General features: G+C 67.3%; 16 protein-coding genes. 6 read left to right on the forward strand and 10 right to left on the reverse strand.

The features are described 5' to 3' along the window. Nucleotides 1-50 precede the first annotated feature (50 nt). Entirely contained in the window at nucleotides 51-638 is a 588-nt protein-coding gene (locus EZ304_RS19605) for an O-methyltransferase (protein ID WP_142807919.1), read from the reverse strand. A gap of 165 nt (nucleotides 639-803) precedes the next feature. On the opposite strand from EZ304_RS19605, the gene EZ304_RS19610 reads away from it, so the two are divergent. The 4 genes from EZ304_RS19610 to EZ304_RS19625 are packed head-to-tail and all read left to right on the forward strand — an operon-like array spanning nucleotide 804 to nucleotide 3,936. Continuing rightward, nucleotides 804-1,415, forward strand: a complete 612-nt coding sequence (locus tag EZ304_RS19610; protein ID WP_099551566.1) for a PIG-L deacetylase family protein — start codon at nucleotides 804-806, stop codon at nucleotides 1,413-1,415. Next, nucleotides 1,415-2,554, forward strand: a complete 1,140-nt coding sequence (locus EZ304_RS19615) for a glycosyltransferase (protein WP_142807920.1) — start codon at nucleotides 1,415-1,417, stop codon at nucleotides 2,552-2,554. The genes EZ304_RS19610 and EZ304_RS19615 overlap by 1 nt, the downstream gene beginning before the upstream one ends. Next, a complete protein-coding gene (locus EZ304_RS19620) occupies nucleotides 2,541-3,146 on the forward strand; it encodes an acetyltransferase (protein WP_142807921.1) in 606 nt (201 codons plus the stop codon). Before EZ304_RS19615 ends, EZ304_RS19620 begins: the two co-directional genes overlap by 14 nt. A 4-nt stretch (nucleotides 3,147-3,150) precedes the next feature. Then, a complete protein-coding gene (locus EZ304_RS19625) occupies nucleotides 3,151-3,936 on the forward strand; it encodes a YaiO family outer membrane beta-barrel protein (RefSeq protein WP_099551569.1) in 786 nt (261 codons plus the stop codon). A 52-nt stretch (nucleotides 3,937-3,988) separates the two neighbouring features. Here the strand turns inward: EZ304_RS19625 and ubiB are convergent, their stop codons facing one another. Continuing rightward, nucleotides 3,989-5,644, reverse strand: a complete 1,656-nt coding sequence (ubiB, locus tag EZ304_RS19630; RefSeq protein ID WP_099551570.1) for a ubiquinone biosynthesis regulatory protein kinase UbiB — start codon at nucleotides 5,642-5,644, stop codon at nucleotides 3,989-3,991. Then, a complete protein-coding gene (locus tag EZ304_RS19635) occupies nucleotides 5,641-6,276 on the reverse strand; it encodes a ubiquinone biosynthesis accessory factor UbiJ (protein WP_099551571.1) in 636 nt (211 codons plus the stop codon). Before EZ304_RS19635 ends, ubiB begins: the two co-directional genes overlap by 4 nt. Before the next feature lie 365 nt (nucleotides 6,277-6,641). On the opposite strand from EZ304_RS19635, the gene ddlA reads away from it, so the two are divergent. After that, nucleotides 6,642-7,727, forward strand: coding sequence for a D-alanine--D-alanine ligase (ddlA, locus tag EZ304_RS19645; protein WP_142807923.1), 1,086 nt, complete (start codon nucleotides 6,642-6,644; stop codon nucleotides 7,725-7,727). 128 nt (nucleotides 7,728-7,855) lie between these two features. Here the strand turns inward: ddlA and EZ304_RS19650 are convergent, their stop codons facing one another. The 3 genes from EZ304_RS19650 to oleC form a co-directional block, all read right to left on the reverse strand. Next, the gene (locus EZ304_RS19650) at nucleotides 7,856-8,011 is read right to left on the reverse strand and encodes a DUF1328 domain-containing protein (RefSeq protein ID WP_049429804.1); all 156 of its coding nucleotides are present in this window, start codon (nucleotides 8,009-8,011) and stop codon (nucleotides 7,856-7,858) included. A gap of 82 nt (nucleotides 8,012-8,093) precedes the next feature. Further along, nucleotides 8,094-9,086, reverse strand: a complete 993-nt coding sequence (gene oleD, locus EZ304_RS19655; protein WP_099551573.1) for a 2-alkyl-3-oxoalkanoate reductase — start codon at nucleotides 9,084-9,086, stop codon at nucleotides 8,094-8,096. Next, a complete protein-coding gene (gene oleC, locus EZ304_RS19660; RefSeq protein WP_142807924.1) occupies nucleotides 9,083-10,741 on the reverse strand; it encodes an olefin beta-lactone synthetase in 1,659 nt (552 codons plus the stop codon). Before oleC ends, oleD begins: the two co-directional genes overlap by 4 nt. Nucleotides 10,742-10,845: 104 nt before the next feature. On the opposite strand from oleC, the gene EZ304_RS19665 reads away from it, so the two are divergent. Then, complete coding sequence (locus EZ304_RS19665; protein WP_088023282.1) at nucleotides 10,846-11,277, forward strand: YkgJ family cysteine cluster protein; 432 nt, start codon at nucleotides 10,846-10,848, stop codon at nucleotides 11,275-11,277. A 100-nt stretch (nucleotides 11,278-11,377) separates the two neighbouring features. On the opposite strand, the gene EZ304_RS19670 is transcribed toward EZ304_RS19665, so the two are convergent. From EZ304_RS19670 to EZ304_RS19685, 4 genes are all read right to left on the reverse strand, one after another. Beyond that, nucleotides 11,378-12,268: an alpha/beta fold hydrolase gene (locus EZ304_RS19670; RefSeq protein ID WP_142807925.1), complete on the reverse strand. Its 891-nt coding sequence runs from the start codon at nucleotides 12,266-12,268 to the stop codon at nucleotides 11,378-11,380. A gap of 96 nt (nucleotides 12,269-12,364) precedes the next feature. Next, on the reverse strand, nucleotides 12,365-13,381 hold the full coding sequence (locus EZ304_RS19675) for a 3-oxoacyl-ACP synthase III (protein ID WP_004135358.1): 1,017 nt from the start codon (nucleotides 13,379-13,381) through the stop codon (nucleotides 12,365-12,367). Nucleotides 13,382-13,484: 103 nt separating this feature from the next. Continuing rightward, nucleotides 13,485-13,802, reverse strand: a complete 318-nt coding sequence (locus EZ304_RS19680) for a DUF4156 domain-containing protein (RefSeq protein ID WP_005407628.1) — start codon at nucleotides 13,800-13,802, stop codon at nucleotides 13,485-13,487. Nucleotides 13,803-13,978: 176 nt separating this feature from the next. Further along, entirely contained in the window at nucleotides 13,979-16,828 is a 2,850-nt protein-coding gene (locus EZ304_RS19685; RefSeq protein ID WP_142807926.1) for a M16 family metallopeptidase, read from the reverse strand. Between the last annotated feature and the right edge of the window lie 80 nt (nucleotides 16,829-16,908).

Below are 16,908 nucleotides of genomic sequence, written 5' to 3' on the forward strand. Positions count from 1 at the left end.
GTTGCCGGCCAGCGGCCGGCACTACCGGATCAGGCGCGGGCAATGCGGGGTCAGGCGCTGCGCACGGCCAGCAGCTCGCCGTTGCCCACCGGCACCAGACTGGTGCTGAAGTTCACGTCGGCCTCCAGCAGCGCCCGCAGCGGTTCCATCTCTTCCGCGTGCGAGGTGGCGTTGTCCACCACCAGCAGGCCGCCCGGGCGCAGCACGCGCCGCAGCTGCGGCCACCAGCCGGCGTACTGACCACGGTCCGAATCGAGGAACAGCAGGTCGATGCTGTCCTCAGCGGCCTGCACCAACCACGGCCCGGCATCGCCGTGCACCAGCGTGATGTGCTCGGCCAGACCGCTGCGTGCGAAGTTCGCACGTGCCATCGCCACCTTGTCCCCGGCGAACTCCAGCGTGGTCACGTGGCCGTCGATGGCAGCGGCAGCCTCGGCCAGCCACAGCGTGGAGTAGCCGTTGGAGGTGCCGATCTCCAGCACCCGGCGCGCTACCCCGAATCGCACCAGCACCGCCAGGAACTCGCCCGTATCCGGTGTGATGTTGAGCATGCGACGGCCGCGTTCGACTTCACTGGCGTCGTTTTCGACACCAAGCCGGGTCAGTTCATCCTTCAGTTCCGACAGTTCCAGGGCCATTTTCCGCTGAGCTCGCCATGAGGCAGCGTCCATTCTTACCCGAATCCCGGATTTTCGTATTAATCCTAAAGCCGCTGCATTTTCACGCTGAGATAGTTCCCGCCTCCTTCACGCGGGGACAGCATGCCTGGCCGCCGCGCACCCGGCTTCCGCTAGGACACAGCCATGACATTGAACATTCTGGCAATCGGTGCCCATCCAGATGACATCGAACTCGGTTGCGGTGGCAGCCTGGCAAAGCTCGCCCGCGCCGGCTCACGCATCCATGCACTGGTACTCAGCCGCGGCGGCCGCGGCTGCCACGCCGGCATCGATCGCAGCGATGAATCGCATCGCGCCCTGCGCCGACTCGGGGTGGCCGAGGTGATCCAGCAGGATTTCCCGGACACGCGATTCCCCGCCTGCCGCAACGACATCATCGCGTCGATCGAACAGGTCTGCGCCGTGATAGAACCAGGCCGCATCTACACGATGTGTGGCGAGGATCATCACCAGGACCATCGCACTGTTCATGAAGCGTCGATCATCGCCTGCCGCCACATTCCGCAGATCCTCTGTTATGAGAGCCCCAGCACCCTGCCGCAGTTCGCGCCGCAGGTGTTCGAGGACATCAGTGCGCAGCTGGAGCTGAAGATCCACGCGCTGCGCGAGCATGCCAGCCAGGGCGATCGCCACTACATGCAGGAAAGCCACCTCCGCTGCCATGCGCAGTTCCGTGGCCAGCAGATCGGCATCGGTCCCAGCGAGGGCTTCCTGCCATACCGGTTGGTGCTGTGATGAAGACACTGTTGTTCCTGGCCATGTGCGCCTTCATCCTGGTGCGCATCTGTGTGCAGGCCTCGCGCCGGCCCAGCACCCGCCTGTACAGCATCGACGCGATCGTGCCGGCCTACAACGAAGCCCCGTGCCTTGAGCGCTCGCTGGCCAGCCTGCTGGAAAACCCGTACGTGGCGCGGGTGATCTGCGTCAATGATGGCTCCACCGACAACACGGCTCAAGTACTTGATGCGCTGCAGGCACGCTGGCCCGGGCGGCTGGTGGCCGTGCACCAGGCCAACACCGGCAAGGGCGGTGCACTGATGCACGGGCTGCAGCACGCGACCGCCGAGCAGGTGTTCCTGACCGATGCAGATACCCATATCGATCCACGCAGCCATGGCCTGGGCCATCTGCTGGACGAGATCGAACGCGGCGCCGATGCAGTTGGCGGCGTTCCCTCTTCCAGCCTGCAGGGCGCCGGCTTCCTCCCCCATGTGCGCGCCAGCCTGAAACTGCCGATGATCGTTATCAAGCGCAGCTTCCAGCAATGGCTGGGCGGCGCACCGTTCATCGTCTCCGGTTCGTGTGGCCTGTTCCGCACTTCGGTGCTGCGCAAGGTCGGGTTCTCCGATCGCACCCGCGTGGAAGACCTGGACATGTCCTGGTCGCTGGTTGCGCAGGGCTATCGGGTTCGCCAGAGCGTCCGCTGCGTGGTCTACCCGCAGGAATGCAACACGCTGGTCGAAGAGTGGCGGCGCTGGCGACGCTGGATCGTCGGCTATGCGGTATGCATGCGCCTGCATCGCCGCCTGCTGCTGACCCGCTTCGGCCTTTTCAGCATCCTGCCGATGATGCTGCTCGCCCTGGCCGGCATCGTGCTGTCGCTGCAGGTATGGTTCGGTGCGGCCCGGCTGCACGGACCCGGTGGCCTTGCACTGTCGGTGATGCCGCTGTTCTGGATCGGCATCGTCATGCTGCTGGCAGTGATCAGCGCCATCCACCACCGGCGCGCGTGGCTGGTGCCCGCGGCGGCCTTCTCGATGCTGTATGTACTGCTCGCCTATGCGATCTGGCTGCTGCACGGCCTCGCGGGACTGTTCACAGGTCGTGAGCCCGTGCGCGACAAACCGACGAGGTATCCGCATGTGGTGGAATGACCTCGCCGCCATGGCCGAGACGCTGTCGACACTGGCGCCCCACACTGATCCCAGCGCACGGGTCTCGCCACTGGCCACCCTGCGGGGCGCCGTACGGATCGGTGCCGGCAGTCGCATCTGCGACGGTGCCCATGTCCAGGGTCCGGTGTCGATCGGCCGCGACTGCCTGATCGGCAACAACGCGCTGCTGCGCGGCCCGCTGTGCATCGGTGACGGCACGCGTATCGGGTTTGCCAGCGAACTGAAGAACGCGCGGTTGGGCAACCAGGTCAGCGTCGGTCCGCAATGCTTCATCGCCGACAGCCGTATCGATGACCAGGTCTATCTCGGCGCCCTTGTGCGCACCAGCAACCACCGCCTCGATGGCGCCACGGTCAGCGTACACATCGAAGGCACCGCCATCGACAGCCAACGCGACAAGCTCGGTGCCTGGATCGGTGAAGGTGCCGCGCTGGGCGTCGGCGTGATCATCCTGCCCGGCCGCATCGTCGCGCCGGGGAGCCAGTTCGGCCCACGCATCACCGTGGAACGAAACCTGCCGCCCGGCCGCTATCGCCTGCTGCAGTCACTGCATTCCCAACCCCTGGAGTAACCCCATGCGATTGATCATCCGCGGCGCACTGCCGTGCGCCCTGCTGCTGGCTGTTTCCAGCGCCCACGCCGGCGTCGACCGTGTCACGGTGCAGCTGGACCATGCCGACTACAGCGATGGCTTCGGCAAGCGCGACGTACAGACCGTGGACGTGGCCGGCCGCAGTGGTGACAGCCGATGGCACCTGGGGTTGGCCCATGGCGAGCGTGACTACGGCAGCAGGCGATTCAGCGGCAACCGCGTACAGGGCTCGCTGCACCATCGCTGGAGCCCCCGCCTGTCCACCCGCACCGCCGTCACGGCATCCAACGATGATCCAGTGTTCGTCAACCGCCAGGTGAACCAGGACATCCAGTGGAAAGTGACACCGCAGACCGTACTGAGCGTGGGCGGCAAATACGCCCAGTACCATGCCGGCGCCTATGTGAGCGGCTGGTCGGTGGGTGCCTCGCATTACTTCCCGCGCGTGACCACCTCACTGCGCCACGAACGGCACCGCCAGTCCAATGGACCGGATGGGCATGGCACCACACTGTCGCTGCGGCTGAAGGATGGGCAAGGCCGTGGCTCGACCCAACTGTGGCTGGGCAGCGGCACGGCCGGCTACACCGCCGAGTCCGATCCGCTGCTGCTGCGCGAGCACGACGCACGGCGTGCCTTCCTGCGCCGCAGCCAGCCATTGGGTGAACACCTGGTGCTGGACGTGGGTATCGGCAAGACCTGGCACAAGACGCGCCTGGACAGCTTCCAGAGCATGCAGTCGCACCTGGGCCTGGGCTACCACTGGTAAGCCTGTGGTCGATCGGCGGCATGCATTGCCGCCGATCTTCAATCCGCTGGGGTCAGCGCCACCACGCGCGTGCCAGTGCCACCACGCCGACCGCACCGGACAGCCAGCTCCACATCGGCAGGTCGCCCCAGTACCAGCCCGGCGGCTGCACCACGTACATCAATGCAGCGATGGCGAGCAGGCCGACACCGGTGATCGCCCCCACGGCGCGCTTCTGCAGGCGCTGCAGGCTGGCGTCGAGCGCAACCAGATCGCGCGACCGCATTGCCAACTCGTGTCGGCCTTCCACCTGCTGGGTCAGCCAGGCATGTACCAGGCGCGGCATGTCCGGCGCGTGGGTCATGATTTCCGGCAGGCGCTTGCCGATCTCGCGTACCACCCGGCGCGGGCTGTAGCGCTCGCGCAGGATCTTCGCCAGCACCGGCTTGGCCACCGCCCAGATGTCGATCTGCGGATCCAGCTGGCGGCCGACGCCTTCGATGTTCAGCAGGGTCTTCTGCAGCAGGATCAGCTGCGGCTGCAGGGTCAGCTGGTAACGCTGCGCCACGCGGAACAGCTTCATCAGCACTTCGGCCAGCGAGATCTGCGACAGCGGACGTGTGAAGTACGGCTCGCATACCGAACGCACGGCCGCTTCCAGATCGTCGATGCGTACGTGGTCCGGCATCCAGCGTGCCTGCACGTGCAGTTCGGCGATGCGGCGGTAATCGCGGTTGAAGATGGCCATGAAGTTCTCGGCCAGGTAGTACTGATCTTCCTGCGAGAGCTGGCCCATGATGCCGAAGTCCAGCGCGATGAATCGCGGGTTGGCACGGCGCGCCGGATCGGTATCGACCCAGATGTTGCCAGCGTGCGCATCGGCGTGGAAGAAGTTGTCGCGGAACACCTGGGTGTAGAACACCCGCACGCCCTTGGCGGCCAGCGCCTTGCGGTCGATGCCGGCCTTGTCCAGCGCCTCGATGTCGTCGGACGGAATACCCCACACGCGCTCCAGGGTCAGCGCGCGCTCTGCGGTGTGGCTCCAGATCACTTCCGGCACGTACAGGTCGTCGGAATTTTCCCAGAAGCGGCGCAGCACGCTGGCATTGGCGCCTTCGCGCTGCAGGTCCAGCTCGGCGGCCAGGGTGTTCTCGACCTCGGCCACCACTTCGCGCGGGCGGATCTTGTCGGCGCGTGGGTGGGTGCGCTCGACCAGCGCCGCCAGCGAGTTGAGCAGGGCGATGTCAGCGTCGATCTGCTTCTCGATGCCCGGGCGCAGCACCTTGACCACCACCTGGCGGCCATCTGCCAGGGTGGCCGCGTGCACCTGCGCGATCGAGGCCGAAGCCAGCGGTTCGGTATCGAAGCTGGCGAAGGCCTCGCTCACCGGCAGTCCGAGCGCGTCCTCGACGATGCGACGCGCGGTCTCGCCATCGAACGGCTTGACCCGGTCCTGCAGCAGGGTCAGTTCATTGGCCACGTCCGGCGGTACCAGGTCGCGGCGGGTGGACAGGATCTGGCCGAACTTGACGAAGATCGGGCCGAGGTCCTGCAGCGCCAGACGCAGGCGGGCGCCGCGCGACTGCGAAGCAATGCTGGCCGAGGCGCGCGGCACGAAGGGCTTGGCCAGGCGCAGCCAGCGCTCGGCCGGCGTGCCCTGCAGCAGGTCGTCGAGACGATAACGCAGGATCACCCGGCCAATGCGGCTGGCCCGCAGCACGGCCTTCATGCGGCACCCCGCAGGCGCTGCACGCGTGCACCCAGGCGCTCGACGTCGTCGCGCAGCACGTCCACATCATCGTGGAAGGCATCCAGTTCAGCGCGCGGCACTACGTCGCGCGATTCTTCGGTGATGAACTCGGCGGCGCTGTGGGCCAGGTCGATCGCACCCTGGCGTGCATGCTGCAGGGCGCTGCGCAGGGTGTTGGCCACCTGCACGCCCAGTACTTCGCCGAACACGCTGACGAAGGGCTGCTGCCAGTCCGGGTCGAAGCCCTTGGCCAGCTGCTGCAGGCGGCGCGCCAGTTCGGCGTCGCCGGCCACGCGCACGCGGCCCTTGCCGCTGTTGTCGCCGCGTCGTGCGTTGGCCAGCAGCGGCAGCTGCGCCAGCACGCCGGCCAGGCTGCTGCGCACGGCCAGGTCGGCTTCCTGCGCGTCCACAGGGCCGACCCGCAGCTGGTCGCCGTCGACGCTGATGCGCATCGCCAGCGAAGGCGCTTCCAGGGTCAGGTCGATATGCCGGCCGTCGAGGCTGGCCAGTGCATGGCGGGTATCCGGATCCAGCGCCAGTGCGCGGTTCAGGGCGATCTGCAGGGCGCGGCCAGCGACCGGCTTGAGGGACTTGAGCAGGGAGAGAGCCATGTGCGCATTCTACCTGCGTGGGTGGGGGGCTTGGGCCGGGCTGCCGCCCGGCACCCGCAGACGCAACGGCAACGGCCAAAGCAACAGCGGGCATTCCGTGGGTTGGCGGGATGGGTCCGGTTGCGGGGGACGCCGTAAACCCGTCCGTGGGGGCTTGGCCGCGGCATCCATGCCGCGGACACCCCCGCAACCGGCCCCACCCCGCCTTCGACAGATTTCCGCGCTGTTGGTGGGTGTCGACCTTGGTCGACACAGTAGATCCACGCCATGCGTGGATGGATTTCTGGTTCATCTGTGCCTCACATGAGCGGCGATGGAAGGTTCATGCTGTACGGCCACGCAACGCACAGGACATCGCATCCCCCATGGCACGGACCCGGGTCGGCATCATCTTCGGGGGCAAGTCCTCCGAGCACGAAGTTTCGCTGCAGTCGGCGAAGAACATCCTCGATGCGCTTGATCGCGAGCGCTTCGAGCCGGTGCTGGTCGGTATCGACAAGCAGGGCCAGTGGCATCTGAGCCAGCCGGATACCTTCCTGATCAATGCCGATGATCCGTCGCGCATCGCGCTGCATCGGTCCGGCACGTCGCTGGCGGTGCACCCGGGTGTGGAACACGGGCAGCTGCAGCCGTGCGATGCGGCCAGCGCGCTCGGCCAGATCGACGTGGTGTTGCCGATCGTGCACGGGCCACTCGGCGAAGACGGTGCGCTGCAGGGGCTGCTGCGCATGGCCAACCTGCCCTTCGTCGGTTCGCCGGTACTGGGCTCGGCAGTGGCGATGGACAAGGACGTGACCAAGCGCCTGCTGCGCGACGCCGGCCTGCAGGTCGCGCCGTGGCTGTGCATCCGTCGCCATCAGGTCGCGGAGGTCGATGCCAATGCGGTGATCGCGCAGCTCGGCCTGCCGCTGTTCGTGAAACCGGCCAACCAGGGTTCGTCGGTGGGCGTGAGCAAGGTCAAGGATGCGGCGGGCTTCACCGAGGCACTGGCATTGGCTCTGCGCTACGACCACAAGGTGCTGGTGGAATCGGCGGTGGTCGGCCGCGAGATCGAGTGCGCGGTGCTGGGCAACGAACATCCGCAGGCCAGCCTGTGCGGCGAGGTGGTGGTGCACGACGAGTTCTACGCCTACGACACCAAGTACATCAACGAGGATGGCGCCGAGGTGGTGGTGCCGGCGGATATCGATGCTGCAACCCAGGCGCGCGTCCAGCAGATCGCGCTGCGGGCCTACCAGGCGCTGGAGTGTGCGGGCATGGCCCGCGTGGATGTGTTCCTCACCGCAGACGGCGAGATCGTCATCAACGAGGTCAACACGCTGCCGGGCTTCACCCGCATCAGCATGTACCCGAAGCTGTGGGGCGCCAGCGGTGTGGACTACACCACGCTGATCACGCGGTTGATCGAGCTGGCGCTGGAGCGCCATGCTGCGGACCAGGCGCTGCTGTAACGTCGAGCCATGCTCGCCTCATGAGAAGCAGCCGAGCATGGCTCGGCTCTACAGAAGACGTGCCGACCAACGGTCGGCACCCACCGGGAAGCGGCGTACCGGTCGGTGACCGGCACGTCCTGCAGGTTCTATCCGCGCTTGCGGAACATCGAGATAACCGCCAGCACCAGGAAGATCACGAACAGGATCCAGGCGATGTTGCTGGCGGCACCGGCGATGCCGGAGAAGCCGAGCACGGCGGCGATGATGGCGATGACGAAAAAGATGACGGCGTAATGCAGCATGGCGCTCCTCGCAGATGTCCGGGCCGTTGGATGGCGTGGGTCCATCCTCCCGATCTGGCGGTGTGCAACCAGTGATGGCGACCTATGCGGCAGATGAAGCCTTCAGCCTGCGCAGCCCTTCCTCGATGCTGACCTGCGGCACGTAGCCGAAGTCGCGGCGCGCCGGTTCCATGCTGTACCAGTGCGGCGTGCACAGCTGCTCGGCCAGGAAGCGGGTCAACGGCGGTTCGCCGCGCAGGCGCAGCAACGGCCACAGCCGCTCGCAGATGGCGCCAATGCGATAAGCGGTCTTGAAGCTGATCGCCTTGTCCACCGTCGGTGCACCCACAGCGGCCAGCAGCTTGTTGACCAGCTCGCGCATCGGCAGCGGTTCGCCGTTGGAAATGAAGTAGGCCTTGCCTGCACATGCAGCGCCCGGCGCCAATGCCTCGAAGGCGAGGAAGTGGGCGAGCGCGGCGTTGTCGATGTAGGTGGTATCGACCTTGTTGTTGCCATCGCCCACCAGGCGCAGGCGGCCCTGCCGCGCACGTTCGGCCAGGCGCGGCACCAGCTGCTGGTCGCCCGGGCCCCAGATCAGGCGCGGGCGCAGCGCCACCGTCGCCAACGAGGCGTCATTGGCCGCCAGCACACGCTGTTCGGCAATCGCCTTGGTCGCCGCATACGGCGCCTGGAAGTCCTCGCCGTAAGGCACTTCGTCGGCGCCGAGGCCTTCCACCGGGTGGGTGGCACGGTGCGTCACGCTGGGCGTGGAGGTGTAGACCAGCCGGCTGATGCCGTGCGCGCGGCATGCGGCGATCACGTTGTCAGTGCCGACCACGTTGGCCTGGTGGTAGCTGTCATAGCTGCCCCAGGCGCCAGCCTTGGCGCCGTTGTGGAACACCGCGTCGACGCCGGCCACCGCGTGCAGCACCGCCTGCGCATCGGCCAGGTCGCCGCGGATCTGGCCCACACCCATCGCCTGCAGTTCCGGGTAGTGGCTGCGGTTGAACGCCAGCACCTGGTGGCCACGTTCGACCAGCCCGCGGCACAGCGCCTGGCCGAGGAAACCACCACCACCGGTGACCAGGATCTTCATGCGCGCTTCTCCAGTTCGGCGCTGGCCCAGACGGCGAGCTTCTCGCGGCCGATCTTGGCGTTGTGACGGATATCGACGGGGAAGGCCGGATGCACCAGGAAGTGCTGCAGGCCGGCCTCAGGCGTGCGCGCTGCGGCATGCGCACGCAGCGCTTCCTGCAGTGCCGGGCTGTCGGACTGGCCGCGCAGCAGTTCCACGCACAGCACCGGCACCTGCGCACCGGCCACGCCAACGCCGACCAGCGCGGTGCGCGCCACGCCTGCCACGGTGTTGAACACCGGCTCGACCTGTTCGGTGTACAGCGGCCCGCGCGCGGTCTCCACGCGCTGCGTCTTGCGGCCGCAGAACCACAGGCGGCCCTGCGCATCGAAGTAACCGACGTCGCCCATGCGATGGACCACGCGCGTGCTGCCATCGGCCAGCGTCTCGCTGATCTTCGCCGCCGCGGTGGCCTGCGGGCGGTTGAAGTAGCTGTCAGTGGCGGTTGGTCCGGCCACGGTGATCTCGCCCACCTCGCCGGTAGCCAGCACGCGCGCCTGCGACCAGTCCGGCAGCGGTGCGTCATCGATGGCGATGATGCGCACCTCGTTCGGCGCCACGACGCTGCCCACGCAGGTACCGGCACCGGCCTCGGTGGCGGCGCGCGTGCGTTCCAGCTCGCGGCCTTCGACCACCGCCACCGGCAGGCACTCGGTGGCGCCATATGGCGTCCAGAACTGCGCATCGGCGGGCAACAGGCTACGGATGGTGGCGACCACGTCCGGCGGCACCGGTGCCCCCGCCGAGGTCACCCGGGTCACCGTCGGCAGCGGACGGCCATGCTTCGCCAGCACCCGCATCAATGCCGGAGAACCGAACAGCTGGGTCACACCGAAACGCTGGATGGCGTCGTGCAGGCGCGCCGGGTCGGCCTGCGCCGGCCGGGTCGGGTCCATGTCCGGGATGACCGAGGTCAGGCCCAGCGCAGGATCGAACAGGGCGAACGGCGGGAAGGTCGGCAGGTCCACCCCGCCCGCTTCCATGCCGAAGGCGCTGCCCAGCAGCTGGATCTGGCCGACGAAGTGGCGATGGCGGTAGACCACGCCCTTCGGCACGCCGGTGGAGCCGCTGGTGAACAGGATCGCGGCCATGTCCTCGCCGTCAGTGGCCGCCAGCATCGGCCCGCCGCTGGCGCCGGCGCGCTCCAGCGCGGCCAGCGTGGTCCCGCCCCAGCCGAGGCGGCGGCCGACGGTCACCAGGCGGGTCGCCGACGGTGCCCAGCGCAGCACCAGCCGCGCCACATGCGCCAGAGGAATGCCGATGAAGGCCTCCGGCTGCGCCTCGTCCAGGCACTGCTTCAGCGCGCGCCTGTCGATGCCCGGGTCGACCAGCACCGGCACCGCGCCCAGCTTGAACAGGGCAAACATCAGCAGGAAGAAGTCCGGCGACGGCCGTACCATCACCACCGTGCGCACCCCACGGCCGATCCCGTAGCCGGCCAGGCCGGCCGCCATGGCATCGCTGCGGGCGTCCAGCTGGCGGTAATCCAGGGTCACGTCGTAGGCGGCCATGCCGTTGCCGGCGCCACGGCGGCCAGGGCAGCGGATGGCGATCTGATCAGGCCGTTCACGCGCCAGTTCAGGCAAGCGGGCGGCAATATTGCAGGGTCGGTTCATCCGTTCATTGTCGCCGCTTACGGAATTTCTTGCGCGGCGGCCCACTTCGTGGAAAATCCGCACCCTCGTTCCTGATTCCGACTGCCGCCCGAGGCGGCTTGCCCATGCAACATCCCTGCATGACCTGCGGCGCCTGCTGCACCCAGTACCGCGTGGCCTTCCACTGGATGGAATCGGACGAGGTCACCCCCGGCGGTGTGCCGCACCAGCTGACCGAGGTTCTCGACCCGCATCGCCTGTGCATGCGCGGCACCCACTCCAAACCGGTGCGCTGCGTGGCGCTGGATGCGCAGATCGGCGTGTATTCACGCTGCACCATCCACCCCAACCGCCCCAGCGTGTGCCGCGAGGTGGATGCATCGTGGGAGTACGGCAAGGCCAGCCCGCAGTGCGACAAGGCGCGCATCGCCTATGGCCTGGATCCGTTGACGCTGGCCGACTGGCGCTGGCGCGACGCGGCCGACAACGACGACGACCATCCGGACGACAACGGCAACAGCCCGTCCTCGCCGCCGCAGGCGCCGGTCGCCGCGTAGCGGCAGTGCCGGCCGCTGGCCGGCAACCTCTTGAACCCGGCGCACATTGCGCCCTTGCCGGCCAGCGGCCGGCACTACCGGGATCCGCCCCGGGAACCGATCAGATCGGGTTCTTGTCCAGGAACGCGCGGATCTCCGGCACCAGCACCTCGTGCTTGTCTTCCAGCACGTAGTGGCCGGCGTCCTCGAAGGCATGTACCTGGGCCTGCGGCAGCGCGGCCTGGAAGCCCTTCAGGAAATGATGATCGAACACGAAGTCGCGCAGGCCCCAGCCGAGGAAGGCCGGGCGGTCGGCGAACGACGGCAGCGCCTTGCCGGCCCGCTCCAGCAGCGACCAGGCCTTGTCGGCCGGCGACAGCGGGATATCCTGCATGAAGCGGATGGTGCTGATGCGGTTGGCGTAGTTGTTGTACGGCGACACGTAGGCGCGGCGCACGTCGGCCGGCATCTTCCGCTCCACGCCCAGCCACGAGGCACCGGACGAGAACGCATTGAAGGTGCGGATGATCCACTCGCCGATCTTCCAGTGGCGGCCCAGCACGATCTGCCACGGCATCTTCTTCGCCGCCGGCATCGGGAACGCGGCGGTGTTGAGCACCACCAGGCGCTTCACCTGGTCGTGGTGCGACAGCGCCCAGCCGAAACCGATCATGCCGCCCCAGTCGTGCACCGCCAGGGTCACCGGGCCGGTGATGCCCAGGTGCTTCAGCAACGCATCAAGATCATCCACGCGCGACTGCAGCGTGTACTCGTAGCGGCTGTCATCGGGCTTGTCCGACAGGCCCATGCCGATGTGGTCCGGCACGATGCAGCGGTACGTGTCCGACAGGCCGGCCACCAGCGTGCGCCAGTAATAGCTCCACGACGGGTTGCCGTGCACCATCACCACCACCTCGCCGTCGCGCGGGCCTTCGTCGAGATAGTTCATCGACAGGCCGGGGCGCACTTCGAAGCGCTGCGGGTGGGCGGGGTAACCGGGGAGCTTGGACATCGGATCGCACCTGTAGAAAGGGCCGGTAGAACCGGCCCCTGGACACTTGGAAAAATCATCGCTGCCCATCGTGCAGCAGGTCAGCGGTGACCTTTTTTACCAGACCACTTCCGCCATCGAACAGTTCAGGCCCGAGCCGATGCCGAGCAGCGCGATGCGATCGCCCTTCTTCAGCTTGCCCAGCTGCTTGAGCTTGCTCAGCACGATCGGCACCGAGGCCGGGCCGATGTTGCCGTGCTCGCCGAAGATGGTCATGACCTTCTTCGGGTCGATGCCGAAGTTCTTGATGAACGCGGCGGTGTGCGGCTGGCTGACCTGGTGGATCACGAACTGGTCCAGCTCTTCCACGGCCCAGCCCAGGGCGATCTTGGCGGCGGTGAAGGTCTTCTGCGCCAGCTTGATGCCTTCGATCAGCAGCAGGCGGGTGTCGGTGACCATGCGGTCCAGGTTGCCCAGGCACAGCTGGTTCCACTCGGTGGCCGAGCGTGTCACGCCGCCCTTGTAGCGCGGCGCGTCCGGCACCAGCTCCGAGCGCGCCATCACCATCGCCGCGGCACCCGAACCGGTGGTCAGCGCCGCCAGCTCGTTGCGGAAATCGTCGGCGGTGACGTCCGGGGCGGTCATGCGCTCCAGGGTCTTCTCGTACACCAGGTTGGCGGTCTCGCCGTCCACCACCAGCGCGTAGTCGATGTCACCGCGCTCGATCATGCGCGCGGCGATATCCATGCCGTTGATGAAGGCCAGGCAGGCATTGGCGACGTCGAAGGTCATGCACTCATCGCTGACGCCGAGATTGCCCGAGACGATGGAGGCGGTGGACGGCTCCAGGTAGTCGCGGCTGACCGAGGTGTTGACCAGCAGGCCAACCTGCGTCGCATTGATGCCTGCGTCTTCCAGTGCCTTGCGGCCTGCCATGGTGGCAGCGTCGGACGCCAGCACGCCGTTGTCCCACAGGCGGCGCGCGTGGATGCCGGCGATGTCGCCGAGCACGTCGGTGCGGATACCCAGGCGATCCAACGTCGGCTGCAGGCGTTCGTTGATTTCCTTGGTGGTCAGCGTATGCGGCGCGTCGACGTGTGCCAGGCCGGCGATCGAGACATTCTTGAAGAGCATCGAGGTTAGCGCCAAGGCTCAGGCAAAAGGGGGCGCTATTCTATAACCCCCGGGGCCTTCACCGCATCTTTACGAATTCAGCCTTGGCCGTATGGTGAAGCGTTCAGCGCGGCGGGCACTGGAACGCGGCGAAGCGCTGGCTGCCATCAGCGGGCGCCGCAGCGGCCTGCACGGCATTGGCGCCGGCACTCGGGGCCTCGTTGCGGGCCAGGGTTTCCAGCTCTTCCTGCACGCGCAGAGGGTTGCGGTTGTAGAAACCGACCTTGCTCTTCACGGTCACCACCACCTCGCCCTTGGCGATGCAGCCGGCCGGGACCGGACCTGCCGGCAGCACGCGGGTCGCCTTGCCGGCCGGTTCGATCGGCACCCAGGTACAGGCGGTGACGGTGAGCAGCAGGGAGGAAAGCAGCAGAACGCGCATGGGCAGATCCTGGAAGGGTATGGAGGGATTCTGCCTGAACAGCCTGAATCGGGGGTAGCCGGTGGGGGTCGGATCCCTCGCAGGGGCTCTGACCCCGGATGCATGACGGGGTTGCCGGCCAGCGGCCGGCACTACCGGGGGGAGCCGGCCCGCCACATGGCGGGCCGGGTAGTGCCTTACTTCTTGACCGGGTTGCCTTCTGCGTCGATCACCGTCACCTCGCCCAGGTTCAGCGCGCGCACGGCCGCTTCGGTCTGCTTGAGGTCACCCACCACCACCCAGGTCAGCGCCTGCGGCTTGATCTCGGCGGCGGCCTGCTGCACCTGCGCCGGGGTCATCGCTTCGATCTCGGCCTTGCGACGCAGCACGTAGTCGTCCGGACGCTTGAACTGGACGATCGAGCCGATGGTCGATGCCACCGCGCTGGCGGTCTCGTAGGCACCCGGCAGGCTCAGCGTCTGGATGTTGCGGATGCGGTTCACCTCGCCGGCGGTGGCCGGCTTGCTGCCATCGGCGAACGCGGCGATTTCCTTGCGCATTTCCGCCATCGCCGGACCCGTCTTGTCGATCTGCACCGGCGCGCTGGCCATCCACGGACGCTGGCCGACCGAATTGACCGCGCTGCTGCGTGCACCGTACGACCAGTGCTTGTCTTCACGCAGGTTCATGTTCAGACGCGAGGTGAAGTCGCCGCCGATCACGCCGTTGGCGATATCGAAGCGGGTCGAGCTGGTGGCGCTGGACGGCGCGACCACCTGGCCGGCGAACAGATTGGCCTGCACTGCGCCCGGCTGGTCGATCAGGAACACGCGCGGGCCCTTCGGCAACGCCACGTCGGTGGCGGCCTTCACCTGCGGGGCATCGCCGGCAGCCTTCCAGTCACCCAGCTGCTTGTCCAGCAGCGGCACGATCTCGGCCAGGGTGGTGTCACCGACCACGATCAGGGTGCCGTTCTGCGGGCGCAGCCAATCGTGGTGGAAGTCGACCAGGTCTTCGCGGGTCAGGCCGTTGATCGCTGCTTCGTCACCGCTGCCGGTGAACGGAATGGCATACGGATGGCCCTTGCCGTACAGCAGCGGCGGCAGCACGCGCATCGCCACCGCACCCGGGTTGACCTTCTCCTGCTGGATGCCGGCGATCCAGCTCGCCTTGACCCGGTCGATCTCGCCCTGCTCGAAGCGCGGTTCGCGCAGCAGATCGCGATACAGCGCCAACGACGGCGCCAGGTTTTCCTTCAGCGCCGACAGGTCCACGCTCATCGAGTCCAGGCCGGCCGAGGCATCCAGGCTGGCACCCAGTGCGTCAGCGGCATCGGCGAAGGCCAGCGAGCCGAGCTTGCCGGCGCCTTCGGTCATCAGGCTCATGGTGAAGTTGGCGGTGCCCGGCTTGCGGCCCTGGTCGGCGCTGAAGCCGCCCGGGAACTGGTAGCTGAACTGCACCACCGGAATCTCGTGGCGCTCGGCCAGGATCACCTGGGTGCCGTTCTTCAGCGTGGCGCGCTGCAGCGCCGGGAACTTCAGCTGCGGGAACTCGCGGGTCTGCGGCACGCCGGCCTTGCGGTCGACCTGCTCCGGCAGCGTGCTGTACTTGGGGTCCACTGCCGGCACATTGAACGGCTTCGGCGCCTGGCTCGGGTCTTCCTTCAGCGCCACGCGCTCACCCGGTGCGATCACCAGGGTGTGGCTGCCCTTGTCCAGCCACTGCGTGCCCAGACGGCTCAGATCGGCGGCACTGGCCTTCTCGATGTTGGCCAGCGAGGTGCGGAAGCAGCCCGGGTCGCCGGTGAACACCGCGCACTCGGCCAGCGCGTCAGCCTTGCCGCCGAAGCCACCGATGCGCTCGATGCCGCGGATGAAGCCGGCGCGGGCACCGGTCTTGGCGCGCTCCAGCTCGGCCGCGGTCGGGCCCTGCTTGATCAGCCGATCCAGTTCCTCGTCGATGATCTTCTCGACCTTGGCCGGGTCCTGGCCCTGCTTGACCGTCGCCATGATCACGAAGTTCGAACCCAGCTGCGACGTCGACAGGCCCGACGCGATGCTGTCCACCAGCTTGTCCTGGTGCTGCAGGCGCTGGCTCAGGCGCGAGGACTTGGCACCGCCCAGGATCTGCGCGAACAGCTGCAGCTGATCGACATCGGCGGTGCCGACCTGCGGCACGTTCCAGGCGCGGTAGATGCGCGCCTGCGGCACCTTGTCGGTCATCGTCTCGCGCGTGTCGGCGCTGCGCTTGGCCACGTTCACGGCCGGCTGCGCCATGGTCGGGCCGGCCGGAATGCTGCCGAAGTACTTGCCGACCTTTTCCTTGGCGGTGGCCAGGTCGATGTCGCCGGCCAGCACCAGCACCGCGTTGTTCGGGCCGTACCAGGTGCGGAACCAGGTCTTCACGTCATCCAGCGACGCCGCGTTCAGATCGTTCATCGAACCGATCACGCTGTGGTGGTACGGGTGGCCCACCGGGTACATCGCCTTGTTGAGCTGGTCCCAGGCCTGTCCGTAGGGCTGGTTCTCGCCCTGGCGCTTCTCGTTCTGCACCACGCCGCGCTGCTCGTCCAGCGCCGCCTGGTCGATCGCACCGACCAGATGGCCCATGCGGTCCGATTCCATCCACAGCGCCATGTCCAGTGCGGTGGTGGGCACGTTCTCGAAGTAGTTGGTGCGGTCGGTATTGGTGGTGCCGTTCTGGTTGGTGGCACCCACCTGCTTGAACGGTTCGAAGAATTCGCCGTCGTGGTTTTCGCTGCCCTGGAACATCAGGTGTTCGAACAGGTGCGCAAAGCCGGTACGGCCGGCCGGTTCGTCCTTGCTGCCCACGTGATACCAGACGTTGACCGCGACGATCGGCGCCTTGCGATCGGTATGCACGATCACGCGCAGGCCGTTGGGCAGGGTGAACTGCTCATACGGGATATCGACCTTGGCCGGTGCGGCCGGCTTTGCCGCCAACGCATGGGAAGGCACAAGCGTGCCCAGGGCGGTGCTGAGGGCGACAGCCAGCAGTGCAGCGCGCGGGCGAAGGGCGAGAGACATATCCGGATCCTTGGTCACATAGGTGAACCCCGATCCTAGCGTGCGCACGCAGCGGCAGGAATCGGTCGCCAGTCACTGGG

It is taken from the genome of Stenotrophomonas maltophilia (genome assembly GCF_006974125.1).
Classification (GTDB): Bacteria; Pseudomonadota; Gammaproteobacteria; order Xanthomonadales; family Xanthomonadaceae; genus Stenotrophomonas; species Stenotrophomonas maltophilia_O.

Excerpts from the sequence above, each read along its gene's own strand:
- EZ304_RS19605 (WP_142807919.1), bottom strand. The coding sequence starts at position 638 with ATGGCCCTGGAACTGTCGGAACTGAAGGATGAACTGACCCGGCTTGGT.
- EZ304_RS19610 (WP_099551566.1), top strand. The coding sequence starts at position 804 with ATGACATTGAACATTCTGGCAATCGGTGCCCATCCAGATGACATCGAA.
- EZ304_RS19615 (WP_142807920.1), top strand. The coding sequence starts at position 1,415 with ATGAAGACACTGTTGTTCCTGGCCATGTGCGCCTTCATCCTGGTGCGC.
- EZ304_RS19620 (WP_142807921.1), top strand. The coding sequence starts at position 2,541 with ATGTGGTGGAATGACCTCGCCGCCATGGCCGAGACGCTGTCGACACTG.
- EZ304_RS19625 (WP_099551569.1), top strand. The coding sequence starts at position 3,151 with ATGCGATTGATCATCCGCGGCGCACTGCCGTGCGCCCTGCTGCTGGCT.
- ubiB (WP_099551570.1), bottom strand. The coding sequence starts at position 5,644 with ATGAAGGCCGTGCTGCGGGCCAGCCGCATTGGCCGGGTGATCCTGCGT.
- EZ304_RS19635 (WP_099551571.1), bottom strand. The coding sequence starts at position 6,276 with ATGGCTCTCTCCCTGCTCAAGTCCCTCAAGCCGGTCGCTGGCCGCGCC.
- ddlA (WP_142807923.1), top strand. The coding sequence starts at position 6,642 with ATGGCACGGACCCGGGTCGGCATCATCTTCGGGGGCAAGTCCTCCGAG.
- EZ304_RS19650 (WP_049429804.1), bottom strand. The coding sequence starts at position 8,011 with ATGCTGCATTACGCCGTCATCTTTTTCGTCATCGCCATCATCGCCGCC.
- oleD (WP_099551573.1), bottom strand. The coding sequence starts at position 9,086 with ATGAAGATCCTGGTCACCGGTGGTGGTGGTTTCCTCGGCCAGGCGCTG.
- oleC (WP_142807924.1), bottom strand. The coding sequence starts at position 10,741 with ATGAACCGACCCTGCAATATTGCCGCCCGCTTGCCTGAACTGGCGCGT.
- EZ304_RS19665 (WP_088023282.1), top strand. The coding sequence starts at position 10,846 with ATGCAACATCCCTGCATGACCTGCGGCGCCTGCTGCACCCAGTACCGC.
- EZ304_RS19670 (WP_142807925.1), bottom strand. The coding sequence starts at position 12,268 with ATGTCCAAGCTCCCCGGTTACCCCGCCCACCCGCAGCGCTTCGAAGTG.
- EZ304_RS19675 (WP_004135358.1), bottom strand. The coding sequence starts at position 13,381 with ATGCTCTTCAAGAATGTCTCGATCGCCGGCCTGGCACACGTCGACGCG.
- EZ304_RS19680 (WP_005407628.1), bottom strand. The coding sequence starts at position 13,802 with ATGCGCGTTCTGCTGCTTTCCTCCCTGCTGCTCACCGTCACCGCCTGT.
- EZ304_RS19685 (WP_142807926.1), bottom strand. The coding sequence starts at position 16,828 with ATGTCTCTCGCCCTTCGCCCGCGCGCTGCACTGCTGGCTGTCGCCCTC.